Raw genomic sequence first — 13,168 nt, 5'->3', positions numbered from 1 at the left:
AGCCTCACCACCTCCGTCATTTCAAATAGTTCTGCGCCTCTGCCAGTAGTGCCTCCTGTGTCATTTCCGCTTCATAAGAACCGGCGGCATACTCCTGGTCAGCGATGGCTCGTTCCAGCTTGTTCTTAGCCAGTCGCTTCATCACGGCAGCGGTCTTTTCGTCCAGCGTTCCCCGGTGCAGTTTCTGGATGATCGTATTGGTGCGGCGCTCATAGATTTTCTTCAGCGGGTGATCGTCAGCCCGTTCCCGTTGCTCCCGCCCCCGGAGGTTGCCGACCTGACGGCAAGTGCGCCCGCGCCTGTCCCCCGGAGCCAGACCACCGCAATATTTTGTGGGCCTCGCGTCCGTAGTCAGAAACCATGTTCCGCAGATGGGGCATTTGCGGGGCGCATGGCCTACGCACAGCCCCTCAAACAAGTCAGAGCGGAACATTCCCACAAAAGAAACATAGTGCATCCGTTTCACAAGCTGGGATTTCTCTTTGCCGGGAATGGTCGCGGCGGCATACTGAACAGAGGCGTTGGCAAGAGACATCCAGCCAGGATTGTCCGCCGCTATATCAGGATTGCTGGAAAAGTATTGCCCAAAGCTGGCGGCGTATCCGTCCGGCGTTCTGTCGCTCTCATGGAGTTTTTCCGCAAACGGCAGAAGCTCCCGCTTGAACTCTGCCAGGGAGAAACCCAGGTGTGCCATGACAGGCAGTACCCGCAGCAGAGTGAGCGCCTTTTGGTATTCCGGCGAAACCGCCCCGGCAAGATTTCCAGACTTAGCAAAGTCCGTTGTGTTTCGCAGATAGTCCTCCGTAAAAACGGCATCGACATAGCTGCGGACAATTTCATATTCCAGGCAGGAGAACGGCGGTACATTCCGCAAAAGCTCCACGATCTGAAAGGCGCTCTCCCTCGCCGCTTCCATCTGCGCCATGTCTGCCTGTCCAAGTTGGAGCGACCCCATATACAGGTTGAGCGGCGTACAGAGCTGGGACAGCTTTGCTATGACCTCATCGGAGAGGTTCAGCGCGGCACAGGCCAGCGTTCCGGTCGGCATAGACTTCCCCTCGTAGGTCACATTGTCCTGCCAGAAATCCAGTGTTAGGAGCGTGTGTTCAATCAAATTCAAGTGCGCTGCCTCCTGTCATGTTTTTTCATTTTCCATTATACCACAGCCAACTTCGATTGGAAAGATGGCTTGTCATGTTTTTTGAAACGGGGCTGTCATGCTGTTAGCCTGTTTTTCTCGATTTTGCTCATAACCATAATAGAAAGCCGTTGGCTGGATGCGTGGGAGCGTACCAGCCAGCGGCTCTTTTTCGGAAGTCCTCCGACTTCCGAAAAATGCGGGAGTGCAGAGGGCGGCAGGCCCTTTGCGCCAAGTCCAGAGCGGCGAGCGTCTGGTCAGTGTCCAGAGGTGAAACCTTTGGGCCGGGTGCAGGGCGGCAGCGCCTGCTGGGTGTCCAGAGGGCGAAGTCCTTTGGGTCGGGTGCAGGGTGACAACGCCTGCTCCGGTGTCCAGAGGGTGAAACCCTTGGCCCAGTAAAGTGATGCTCTGCGTCACTTTATACTGGGTTATTATCTGGCGCAAAGCACGCAGATTCGGCGGCTTCGCCGCTCCCTGGTCACTCCCGGAACAGCAAAAAATGAAAAGCAGGAAGGAGAGCAGAATGGCAAAAAGACTGACCCGGCACAACGGGAGGGCCGGAAAAAGCGGCGTCTACAAATCAACGCACAACGACAGAACCTTCAATACCGAACACGCAGATCACATTGACGGTGAGCGCATTCAGCAGAACATCTATTGGGATTGCTTTCGGGGTGCGACCTATCCGGCCCAGCAGGACGGTGAGGTGTCCTTTGCGGATGTGGAGCGGGCCTTTTATCTGAGCCGCTACTCGGATTACCTTGACGGCCAGCATAAGCGGAACGCCAAACGCCGTCACTCTGAGCGTGACCGGAGCGTGGATGATCTGCTGGCGGACAAACGCTTCTGCCCGGAGGAGACCATTTACCAGATCGGCACAATAGAGGACTCCGTTTCCCCGGATGTGCTTCTGGAAATTGTCGGGGAATTTATGATGGAGCTGGAACGGCGCTTCGGTGAACGCATCCATGTTATTGACTGGGCGCTTCATCTGGACGAGGCCACGCCCCATATCCATGAGCGTCATGTGTTCGACTATGTGAACCGCTACGGCGAGGTGGAGCCAAAGCAGGAAAAGGCGCTGGAGGCCCTTGGCTTTGAATTACCTGACCCTGAGAAAAACCAGGGGCGCACCAACAACCGGAAGATGGTTTTCGATGCGGTCTGCCGGGTCATTCTGTTTGATATTTGCAAAAGGCATGGTCTGGCAGTAGAGGAAGAACCTGACCCCGGCAACCGTGGGCGCAGCTACCTGATGAAGAACGACTATATCATCCAGAAGCAGAAGAAATTGATTACAGAGCAGGAGACGGCGATTGAAGAAAAGGCACAGGCGTTAGAGGCCATGTCGCTTCGGCTGGAAGATGCCGAGACTCTTATTGATGCAGTTACAGAAATTGCCTATGACAAGGCCGTGGAGCTTGTGACCGATGCCGTCCACGCCGAGACACAGTTGCAGGATGAGAAGATCGTCTCCGATTACAAGGATTGGTGTCTTGCCCCGGAGCGGCGCTTTTCCCCAGCAGAGAAAGGGCTGATCGGCAGGGTGTTGGGAAAGGCGCAGGAGCTGATCCACAAAGCCGCTCAGAAGGTGCTTGCCAGAGTGCAGGCCGTTTTGCGAAAGCCGGAGGTCAGAGCCGCCGCCACCAAACAGATCAAGGAGAAAGCCAGAGCGTCCGTCCTCGCAAAATTGGAGCAGGGCAAGGCCGAGATTGCCAGACAGGATGCGGAGCGCAGGGCGGCACAGTCCACAACGAGGCACAGCATGGAGAGGTGATCGCTATTACACTGACAGAGGGAATTATGGTAGCCGCTGCCGAAATTCCCTCTGTCATGTTTTTTGAAACGGGGTTGTCATGCCATTAGCCCGTTTTTTTCAAATTTGCTCATAACCACAGCAGAAGGGCGCGGTGGCCGCTCGATTTTTACAGATTGGAGGTATGCAAGAATGAATGAAAATGAAGAATTGCAGTCCGGTTTTCCCGACTGGCTGACGGAGGACTACAAGGTTTTGGAACCGGTTTTCTGCCGGACATTCCTTCGGGAACATCCCATGCGCTGTATCCGGGGGCGGTTCTACACAGTGGACGGGCTGGTGGCGGACGAGAGCGTCTTGAAAAAAGAAATCTATGACCAGGTCAGCCCGTGGCTGGAAACCAAAATCGCCAGGAAGGTGGACGAGCTTCTGAACGCTCTGCGGATGGCGGCGTATTCTGAACCGATAGCGTTGGAGTGCGACCGTATCCATGTTGCCAACGGCACATTATTTGTAGATGGCCGGTTTACGCCGGAGAAAGCCTACTGCAACAACCGCCTGACCGTCAGCTACCGCCCCGATGCGCCGCCGCCGGAGAAATGGCTGCGCTTTCTGTCGGAGCTGCTCTATCCAGAGGACATCCCCACTTTGCAGGAGTACCTGGGCTATTGCCTGCTCCCCACCACCAGGGGGCAGAAGATGCTCATGCTTATTGGCAAGGGTGGCGAGGGCAAGAGCCGGATTGGATTGGTGATGCGTTCCATCTTTGGAGACAGCATGAACACCACCAGCATCCAGAAAGTGGAGAACAACCGATTCAGCCGCGCCGACCTGGAAAGCAAGCTCCTGATGGTGGACGATGATATGGATATGAGCGCCCTGCCCAAGACCAATTATATCAAATCCATTGTAACCTCGGAATGCAAAATGGACATGGAGCGCAAAGGGGTACAGAGCTACCAGAGTCAGCTTTATGTGCGGTTCCTCTGCTTCGGCAACGGAGCCTTGACCGCCCTCCATGACCGGTCTGACGGCTTCTTCCGCCGCCAGATCGTGCTGACCACCAAGGACAAGCCCCCAGGTCGGACGGATGACCCTTTCCTCTCTGAAAAGCTGATTGCCGAGCGCGAGGGGATATTCCTCTGGTGTCTGGACGGACTTCACCGCCTGCTGGTCAACAACTACCGCTTCACCATCAGCGACCGGGCCAGGGAGAACATTGCGGTCGTAGTTCGGGAGGCCAACAACATCGTGGATTTCCTGACCTCTAATGGCTATGTCCAGTTCAAGGCGGACAGCGAGGCCGCTACCCGTGACCTCTATGCCGCCTATAAGGTCTGGTGCGAGGATAACGCAGAGAACCCGCTTTCCCCCAAGAGCTTTTCCGGCTTCATCGCCCAGAATGTCGATGCCTACCGGCTGGAGGCCACCAATAATGTGTATATCGGCAGTGGCAAGCGGTGCCGGGGCTATGTGGGCATCGAGGTTCTGATAAGACCGACTGCATTATAAACAGAGAAATAAAATCATCCGTACATGCGTACACGAGTACACGGCACAGCCTTTGTACCGATGTACGCATGTACGGATAGTTTTGAGTTCGTTCTTATTCTTTATAGGCAGTCTCGTTCGACTGCCCCAAAAAGCTAACTGACCCAACAAACTACGAATTATGGAGGTACTATGACGAAAAATTTTGAACTGCTGACCTTTGAAGAACTTCTGAACCTGCCCATCGACATTGAGAGCTGCTTTGACCCCATCTTCGAGCCGCCTGCCGACTTCGTTGAGGAATGGCGCAGAAAGCGAGAACAGGAGAACCCGTTTTCCTGCACTGTGACCCGCAAAATCGGCAACACCTGGTATAACATCGAAACGGAGTGCGCCGGGGACGAGCCGCTTCCCAGTTTGATACGCCGTATGATTTTTTCGGATAAGGGGGCGGTTTGATGTCGACAAAACGGGAAGATCATGCTATCATAGAACCATGCACTACGGTACTGTCAGCTGACCCACAGAAGAAAGGAGAAGACAACGTGGATCAGCAGAAAATCACGATTTTGTACTGCCGCCTCAGTAACGAGGACACCCTTGATGGGGAGAGCAATTCGATTGCCAATCAAAGGGCTATTCTGACCAGATACGCCGCTGACCAGGGCTTCACGAACACCCGCATTCTGGTGGATGACGGGTATACCGGAACGAACTTCAACCGCCCCGGCGTACAGGAGGGGCTTTCCCTTGTGGAGCAGGGCTTGGTCGGCACTTGGATCGTCAAAGACATGAGCAGATTCGGGCGCGACTACTTGCAGGTGGGCCGGTATACGGAAATCGTTTTTCCCAGCTATGATGTGCGGTTCATTGCCGTCAATGATGGCGTGGACAGTGCCAGGGGAACTGACGATTTCACCCCGTTTCGTAATCTTTTTAACGATTTTTATGCCAAAGACACCAGTAAAAAGGTTCGTTCTGTGATGAAAACCCGTGGGACCAGTGGCAAGCACCTGGGCAAGCCGCCCTATGGCTACCAGCCTGACCCGCAGGATAAAGACCACTGGATTCTGGACGAAGATGCCGCCCCGGTTGTCAAGCGTATCTTTGACTTGGCGATTGCCGGAGCAGGCCCGTCCCGGATTGCCCGAATCCTGGAAGCGGACGGTGTGCTGACTACCAAGGCCCTCTACGCCCAGCGCAAGGGCAAGCCCATGCCGGAGCGTCCCTGCCACTGGGTGGAACAGTCTGTTGTCGGCATTTTGGAACGGATGGAGTACACCGGCTGTGTCTGCAATTTCAAGACCTACTCCAAGTCCTATAAGCTCAAGAAGCGCATCCCCAACGCCAGTGCGGATATGTTTATCCTGCCTGACACTCAGGAGGCCATCGTGCCGAAAGAGCAGTGGGACAGGGTGCAGGAGCTTCGCCAGCACAAGCGCCGCATGACCAAAGCGGAGCGGCAAGGACTGTTCTCAGGTCTGGTGGTCTGCGCTGATTGCGGGAGCAAACTCCACTTTGCCACTTGTAAGAACTTCGACGGCAAGCAGGATCACTACGTCTGTGCCAAGTACAAGAGCGGACGGGGAACCTGTTCGGCGCACTATATCCGGGAGGATGTTCTGCGGGATGTGGTGCTGGAACGCATCCGGGCCGTGACGGACTATATCCGGGCCGATGTGGAGGGCTTTCAAGAGGACTGGCTGATGTGCCGGAGAGACGAACAGGAGAAGTCCATCCGGGAGGACAAGCGGCGGCTGGAAAAGGCAAAGAAGCGTCTGGCGGACATCGACAAGCTCATCACCCGTATCTATGAGGACATGGTACTCGGCAATCTGAGCCAGGAGCGTTACCAGAAGATGCTGGAGGGCTACGAGGCGGAGCAGGCTGCGCTCAACAATGAGGTCATTGGTCTTGAGGACTGGGTAGCGACCCGTGAGGAAATGGAGGACAATGTTGACCAGTTCCTCGCCCTGCTGGAAAAGTATGTGGACATCCCGGAGCTAACGCCGACCATTGTGAATGAGTTCATCAAGCAGATCATCGTCTACGCCCCGGACAAGTCCAGTGGCAAACGGACGCAGGAGGTCAAAATCGTTTTCAACTTTTTAGAGGAAGTGGAAGTACCGGAAATCAGCGAACCTGTAATTACGCAAACTACCTATGGACGCAGAAAGACGGCGTGACACTCGGTCACGCCGCCCTCTGCGGCAAATAGTTACTTGTCACTATTAAGCCTTGATAAATCAGGACTTTCTAAGGAGATGTAAAGCAATATGAAATTAGGAATCGTAGGACTTCCGAACGTTGGAAAGTCCACTCTGTTCAACGCCATTACAAACGCCGGCGCGGAAAGCGCCAATTACCCTTTCTGCACCATCGACCCTAACGTGGGCATGGTGGCGGTTCCCGACGAGCGGCTGGACAAGCTGGCGGAGATGTACGAACCGGACAAGAAGACCCCTGCGGTGATTGAATTCGTAGATATCGCGGGCCTGGTGAAGGGAGCCTGCCGGGGCGAGGGGCTGGGAAACAAATTCCTGGCCAACATCCGGGAGACCGACGCGGTGGTGCATGTGGTCCGCTGCTTTGACGATGAGAATGTCGTCCATGTGGAGGGCTCGACCGACCCGAAACGGGACATTGACATCATCAACATGGAGCTGGTGATGGCGGACCTGGAAATGGTGCAGCGCCGGGTGGAGAAGGCGGCGAAGGCCATGAAGGGAGACAAGAAGTTCGCCCATGAGGTGGAGCTGTTCACCGCGCTTCAAAAGCATCTGGATGAGGGAAAGCTGGCCAGGACCTTTTCGTGCGGAGAGGAGGACGCGGCGCTTCTGCGGACCAGCGAGCTGCTGACGCTGAAGCCCGTCATCTATGCTGCCAACACGGATGAGGACGGATTTGCCGGCCTGGAGCACAACGCCTACTACCAGCAGGTTCGGGAGATCGCCGGGGCTGAGGGCAGTCAGGTTCTGCCCATCTGCGCCAAGCTGGAGCAGGATGTGGCCGAGCTGGAGGGCGAGGAGAAGCAGATGTTTTTGGCGGAGATTGGAGTGGAGGAGTCGGGATTGGACCGGCTGATCAAGTGCTCCTACTCTCTGCTGGGGCTGATCTCGTTTTTGACCTACGGGAAGGATGAGTGCCGGGCGTGGACGATCAAAAAGGGCACCAAGGCCCCGCAGGCCGCCGGAAAGATTCACTCCGACATTGAGCGGGGATTTATCCGGGCGGAGGTGATTGCCTACAGCGACATGGCCGCCTGCGGCAGCGTCGCCGCGGCCAGGGAGAAGGGCCTTCTCCGCAGCGAGGGCAAGGAATACGTGGTCCAGGACGGCGACATGATTTACTTCCGCTTTAACGTGTGAGGCGGGGAGAAGGACAATAGAGGGAACGGGCGGACGCAGGGCGTCCGCCCGTTTTAATAAAAATTTCCCGGTAGAGTGAACAGAAGGCCATCCCCAGACGTGTTAGTAGTGAAAGGCGCTTTTCAGACGAAGGAAAGGAGGCATTGCCTTGACAGAGCAGGAATTGAGCAATGCCATGAAAACCTACGGCGACACCGTGTACCGCCTGGCCCTATGCCGGCTGCAAAACGCCGCCGACGCGGAGGACGTCTACCAGGACGTGTTCCTCCGCCTGCTGGAGCAGCAGGCGGGGCGCTGGGACGGGGAGCACATGAAAGCCTGGCTGATTCGCACGGCACTGAACCGCTGCGCCGACCTGGGGCGGCTCCGCCAGAGGCGGGGGACGCTGTCCCTGGAGGAGGTGCCGGATATGGCCCGGCCCGCAGACGAAGGGGCGGCGGAGCTGTGGGACGCGGTGGGGCGTTTGCCGGAAAAGCTTCGGACGGCAGTCCACCTTTTCTACGGCGAGGGCTATGAAAGCGGCGAGATTGGGGCCTTGCTGGGCGTTCCGGCGGCGACAGTGCGGAGCCGCCTCCGCCGGGCCAGGGCGGAACTGAGAGATTTATTGGGAGGGTTTGATGATGAAAAACCGCTATCAGAAACTGACGGAGGCCATCCATACGCCCGCCGGGCTGAATGACCGGGTGCTCTTTGAGGCCCGCCGCCGGGCGGCGGAAGCGGAGCAGGCGGAGGTTTCCCGCCGGAGACGGCGAAACTGGGGAAGGCCCTTCCTGCGGACGGCGGCCTGCGCCGCCTGTGCCCTGGCGCTGGTGCTGGGAGGCTTCTCCCTCCGGCCCGCGCCCACGGCGGGCCCCGGGGTCTCCGGTCCCGCCGGAAGCGCCGCCCCGGGCGCGGAGCAGAGCCCTCCGGCCCAGGTGCTGGTGCCCACCTTCGGCCTGACGGCTTACGCCGCCATGACCGAGAACGCCTACGGCCCGGCGGAGGACGGCAGCCTGGCCTTTGCTATTGGGGAGGGCTGCACGACGCTGGAATTCGGCGACTTCACCGGGTGTCTTTTCCAGATCACCGGGGAGAACATCGCCCAGGTGAGGATGTCCATTGACCGGGGCGGATTGTACCGTTACCAGCTCCGGGACAACCTGACGGAGGAGCAGATGGCGGAGTACCGCCAGGCCATGGCTGATGGCAGCCTGGCCCCCGCCGCCATCAGCCAGCGGGACGACGGGACCTGGTACATGCCGGAAATGACCGCCCTGGGTCAGAGCGTCCAGGAGGACTATGACCCCGAGGCCCGCTATGGCTTCTGGGTGCCGCCGGAGGACATGGCCGTCAACACCGGCCTGGGCATCTCTACTGAGGCCCAGATGGATGCGGACTACTTCGACGGCGCGCTGCTGACGGTGACGGTGGTTTCCTCCGACGGGACGGAGAAAAGCCAAAGCTACCACCTCCACAGCGGCGCGTTGAAGATGGAGTTTGCAGAAGATAACTCCATCACCGTCCTGCCGGAGCTGGCAAGCCCGGAGGAGCAGGAGAAGAATTCCTTCATCTACGGCATTTACGCCGCGCCGGAGGATTAAAAGGAAAGCCACGCCCGAAAGGCGTGGCTTTCTCCGCTGAATCCGTGGTGGTCTCGTGGGGCCGGTCCTGAGTGCCGCCGGAATCGGTCACGTTGCATAGCCCATCCCAGCCAGCTTCTCCGCCGCCTAGGCGCTACGGCGGCCGGAGCGGCAGTACACCATAATTTCCGCCTCCTTCTCAAAGGGGAGCGGAAGCTCCGGCAGGATGCCCTCGTTGGGAAAGCACACCGCGCCGGGGATGTGCTCTCCGTCATACTTTTCCTGGGTCCGCAAGTCCAGCGGAAAAAGCTGCGGATCACAAAAAAACCCGAAAGGGGCGCCCGGAGGGACATGCGGCCGTCAAATCCTTCGGGCCCCTTTCCGGGGTTTTGTTCGCGGCGGGTGTTTTGGAGCTCGCATAATCCTCCGGCTCAGGCGGAGGATTTTTTCTTGACCGCCCAGAGCTCAGGGCGCGGGGCTTCGGACCAGGTTCATGGGCTGCAGATCGTAGGCCGTGACACGTCCCCTTCCCTCCAAAGCGAGCGTCCGGCGGCGGTCCTCCGGATACCATTTGGCAGTCAGAACCGTCTCGCCGTCGTTCACAAAAATCTCCAAGGTGCTGGCATCTGCCAAAATGCGCAGATTCCGCAATGTGTCCACCGGCGCCGTCCGGCGGGTCCGTCCGCAGCCGCCCTCCCGAATGGTCAGAGCCAGCGTTCCCTCTTCCGTGCGCAGCTCCGCTCCGGAGAGGTTCAGAGACAGGTCCCCCTCGCAGGAAACCAGCAGGTCGGACATGGGGGAGACCTCCATCTCGCAGCGGCCCGAGAACGCCGTTTCCCGTATCCTCCCGCGCAGTGCTTCCAGCTCCCTCGCAGGCCGCATCCGCAGCCGGCCGTCTTCCCAGCGCAGCTCCCGAGGGACCGTCAGGCAATGCTGCCAGCCTTGGGCAGCGGTGGGATTTTTATAATCCGCGTCCGGCATTCCCATCCAGCCCACCAGCAGACGGCGCTGGCCGTCGGTGAAGGTCTGGGGCGCGTAGAAGTCAAATCCGTAGTCCAGGGGAACGAACTCACCCAGGGCGCAGCGGCTCCGCACATCGCCGGAGACGGGGAAGTAGCCGCAGGCGTAGGGATTTTCAAACCCGGGTCCCCGCCGCCGCACGCCCTGGGGACAGGTCAGAAGCAGCTGCTGTCCGTCGATCTCAAAGATGTCCGGGCACTCCCACATATAGCCGAAGGGCTCCTCGGTGCGAAGCGTGTGGATGTGGGTCCAGCGGAGCTTGTCTGTGGATTCGAATAACAGCGCCTCTCCGGCGTCCTCCCGGGTGCGGGCCCCCTGGACCATGTAATACCGTCCGTCCTCTTCCCAGACCTTCGGGTCCCGCACGTGGAGCGTCAGCTCCGGCGGATAGTCCTCATTCCGCATCAGCAGACGCTTCCAGGCAAGGTGCACGCCGTCCGGGGAATAGGCCAGGACGGTGTTGCTCTCCCGGCCGGTGAGGATGTAATCGCCCTCCTCCTCCTTGACGTTCCCGGTGTAGTAGAGGTACAGTCCGTCCTCCCCGCACAGGGCCGAGCCGGAGTAAACCCCGTGGAGGTCGAAGGGGGCGTCCGGGCAGAGCATCACCGGACATGTTTCCCAGTTCAGAAGGTCCCGGGACTTATAGTGCCCCCAGAACCGGACGCTGCGGCCCTCCGGGTCGAAGGGCGCGTATTGGTAGAAGACATGATACTCCCCGCGAAAACGGCACAGGCCGTTGGGGTCGTTGAGAAAGCCCACTGCCGGGGCCAGATGGAAGCCCGGCCGCCAGGGGTCCGCCGGAACGGCTTGGTCTGCGGCTGGGGCGGCCTGTTCCGCCAGGGCGGCCAGCCGTTGAAGGTCCTGTCGTAAAACGTTCATGAAAGCTCCTCCTGGAACAGCCCCGCCCGCGTCCGCCGGAGGGCGGGCGCGGGAGTGGGCGCGTATTTATTTTACCTGAATCACCGAGTCCATCGCCTTGCAGCTTCCGGTCTGAATGGCCAGCTCCGCATAGTCGTCGGAGTTGGTCACCAGCACCACCACCACGTCGGGATGTCCCGCAGCGGCGATCTTGGCCCGGTCGAAGGTCAGAAGCCGGTCCCCCGCCTTGACCTTCTGCCCCTCTTGCACCAGGGCAGTGAAACCGTCGCCGTTCATGGCCACCGTGTCCACGCCCACGTGGATTAAAAGTTCCATGCCGTCGGGGGAGGAGAGGCCCACCGCGTGCTTGGTGTCGGCGACCGTCGAAATCTCGCCGTCGAAGGGGGCGGCGATCACGCCCTCGCCGGGCTGGATGCCCACGCCCCGGCCCAGGACCCCGGCGGCAAAGGTCTCGTCGGGAATCTCCTCGGAGGGAATGACCGTGCCGGAAACGGGAGCATAGACCGTGCCGGGCTGGCAGTCCACGGCGGGAAGGGACGCGTCCGCCTTGGCGGGTTCGGTAGAGGCCGGGGCGGCGTCCTTATAGCCGAACATCCAGGTCAGGGCAAAGGCCACGGCAATGGAAACCGCTGCCATGATGATGTAATGAATCGGGCTGTGGAGGCAGAGCAGCAGGCCGAACAGGCCGGTCACGCCGGTGCCGCTGGCCCCAAGGCCCACCAGGGAGGCGTACATGGCTCCCGCGGCCCCTCCCACGGCGCCGCAGACGAAGGGCTTGAAATGCCGCAGGTTCACGCCGAAGATGGCGGGCTCCGTAATGCCCATGAAGCAGGAGAGGGAGGCGGGCAGAGCCATGGACTTCAGCTTGCCGTTTTTCGTTTTCAGGGCCACTGCCAGGGCGGCCGCGCCCTGGGCCATGTTGGCGGCGGAGGCCAGGGGAAGCCAGTAGGTCAAACCGAACTGGGAGAGCTGACCCACGTCAATGACCGTATACATGTGGTGAATACCCGCCACGACGGTGGTGGAGTAGAGTCCGCCCATAATCAGGCTGCCAATGCCGAAGGGAAGGGCCAGCAGGGTCTGGATGCCGCCGATGATGCCGTGTTCCACTGTGGAGAAGATGGGGCCGATGATGGAGTAGGTCAGGTAGCCGGTGGCAAAAACGCTGACCAGGGGCGTGACAAAGAGGTCGAACATGGCGGGGACCACCTTATGGAGGCGCTTTTCAATGAAGCACATGACCCACACGGCGATGATCACCGGGATGACGCTGCCCTGGTAGCCCACCAGATTTACCTCGTAGAGACCGAACCAGACGCTCTGCGTCCGCAGGACGCCCTCCGTTGCCACGGTCCAGGCGTTTTGCAGGTCCGGGTGAATCATCAGCATGCCGATGACCGCCCCGAGATAGGGGTTTCCGCCGAAGGCCTTCGCGGCGCTGTACGCGATCAGGATGGGCAGGAACACATACGCAGTGTTGGCGAAGAGATTGGCGAACACATAGATGGAGCCGGTGGTGTCGATGTTCAAAAAGCCATTGTTGACCATGAAGTTCAGGGCCTCCATGATGCCCATCAGGAAGCCGGAGGCCACAATGGCGGGGATGATGGGGACGAAGATATCCCCCAGGCATTTGATGGCCCGCTTGAAGAGGGGCTGCTTTGCGGCGGCGGCGGCCTTCACCTCTTCCTTGGTGGCGGCCGTCAGACCGGAGACTTTCAGGAACTCGTCGTAGACCTTGTTGACGGTGCCGGTGCCCAGAATCAGCTGGAGCTGTCCGTTGGAGCTGAAAACGCCCTTTACACCGTCCACATTCTCCAGGGCCTTCATGTCGATCTTTCCGTTGTCCACCGTCACCAGCCGCAGCCGGGTGGCGCAGTGGGCCGCGCTGACCAGGTTCTCCCGCCCGCCGAGGAGGCTGAAAATCTCCCGGGCGCATTTTGCGTAATCCATTGCC

General features: G+C 59.2%; 11 protein-coding genes. 7 read left to right on the top strand and 4 right to left on the bottom strand.

Going from position 1 to position 13,168, the window contains the following annotated elements; translation table 11 throughout:
* Positions 1-16: 16 nt before the first annotated feature.
* The gene (locus QZ329_RS00775) at positions 17-1,120 is read right to left on the bottom strand and encodes a DUF6076 domain-containing protein (RefSeq protein WP_365351151.1); all 1,104 of its coding nucleotides are present in this window, start codon (positions 1,118-1,120) and stop codon (positions 17-19) included.
* A gap of 541 nt (positions 1,121-1,661) precedes the next feature.
* On the opposite strand from QZ329_RS00775, the gene QZ329_RS00770 reads away from it, so the two are divergent.
* The 7 genes from QZ329_RS00770 to QZ329_RS00740 all read left to right on the top strand — a co-directional run bounded on the left by QZ329_RS00770 (position 1,662) and on the right by QZ329_RS00740 (position 9,333).
* Positions 1,662-2,915, top strand: coding sequence for a hypothetical protein (locus tag QZ329_RS00770; RefSeq protein WP_295747303.1), 1,254 nt, complete (start codon positions 1,662-1,664; stop codon positions 2,913-2,915).
* 171 nt (positions 2,916-3,086) lie between these two features.
* Positions 3,087-4,406: a phage/plasmid primase, P4 family gene (locus QZ329_RS00765; RefSeq protein WP_295747301.1), complete on the top strand. Its 1,320-nt coding sequence runs from the start codon at positions 3,087-3,089 to the stop codon at positions 4,404-4,406.
* A gap of 171 nt (positions 4,407-4,577) precedes the next feature.
* The gene (locus QZ329_RS00760; RefSeq protein WP_295747299.1) at positions 4,578-4,844 is read left to right on the top strand and encodes a hypothetical protein; all 267 of its coding nucleotides are present in this window, start codon (positions 4,578-4,580) and stop codon (positions 4,842-4,844) included.
* The gene (locus QZ329_RS00755) at positions 4,844-6,571 is read left to right on the top strand and encodes a recombinase family protein (RefSeq protein ID WP_295747296.1); all 1,728 of its coding nucleotides are present in this window, start codon (positions 4,844-4,846) and stop codon (positions 6,569-6,571) included. The genes QZ329_RS00760 and QZ329_RS00755 overlap by 1 nt, the downstream gene beginning before the upstream one ends.
* 90 nt (positions 6,572-6,661) lie before the next feature.
* Positions 6,662-7,753 carry a redox-regulated ATPase YchF gene (ychF, locus tag QZ329_RS00750; RefSeq protein ID WP_295747294.1) on the top strand — a complete coding sequence of 364 codons (1,092 nt, stop codon included), beginning with the start codon at positions 6,662-6,664 and terminating at the stop codon, positions 7,751-7,753.
* Between the two features lie 148 nt (positions 7,754-7,901).
* On the top strand, positions 7,902-8,432 hold the full coding sequence (locus QZ329_RS00745; protein ID WP_295747292.1) for a sigma-70 family RNA polymerase sigma factor: 531 nt from the start codon (positions 7,902-7,904) through the stop codon (positions 8,430-8,432).
* Positions 8,374-9,333, top strand: a complete 960-nt coding sequence (locus QZ329_RS00740) for a hypothetical protein (protein ID WP_295747290.1) — start codon at positions 8,374-8,376, stop codon at positions 9,331-9,333. The genes QZ329_RS00745 and QZ329_RS00740 overlap by 59 nt, the downstream gene beginning before the upstream one ends.
* Positions 9,334-9,459: 126 nt before the next feature.
* Here QZ329_RS00740 and QZ329_RS00735 read toward each other — a convergent pair whose 3' ends face one another.
* From QZ329_RS00735 to QZ329_RS00725, 3 genes are all read right to left on the bottom strand, one after another.
* Positions 9,460-9,606 carry a rhodanese-like domain-containing protein gene (locus tag QZ329_RS00735; RefSeq protein WP_295747288.1) on the bottom strand — a complete coding sequence of 49 codons (147 nt, stop codon included), beginning with the start codon at positions 9,604-9,606 and terminating at the stop codon, positions 9,460-9,462.
* A 171-nt stretch (positions 9,607-9,777) separates the two neighbouring features.
* A complete protein-coding gene (locus QZ329_RS00730; RefSeq protein ID WP_295747286.1) occupies positions 9,778-11,211 on the bottom strand; it encodes a glycoside hydrolase family 32 protein in 1,434 nt (477 codons plus the stop codon).
* 66 nt (positions 11,212-11,277) lie between these two features.
* Positions 11,278-13,164 carry a PTS transporter subunit IIBCA gene (locus tag QZ329_RS00725; protein WP_295747345.1) on the bottom strand — a complete coding sequence of 629 codons (1,887 nt, stop codon included), beginning with the start codon at positions 13,162-13,164 and terminating at the stop codon, positions 11,278-11,280.
* Between the last annotated feature and the right edge of the window lie 4 nt (positions 13,165-13,168).

It is taken from the genome of uncultured Oscillibacter sp., from assembly GCF_910579365.1.
In the GTDB taxonomy this organism is placed as follows: domain Bacteria; phylum Bacillota; class Clostridia; order Oscillospirales; family Oscillospiraceae; genus Oscillibacter.
Note: the sequence above shows the minus strand (reverse complement) of the source record. Positions and strands in the feature narration are given on the sequence as shown.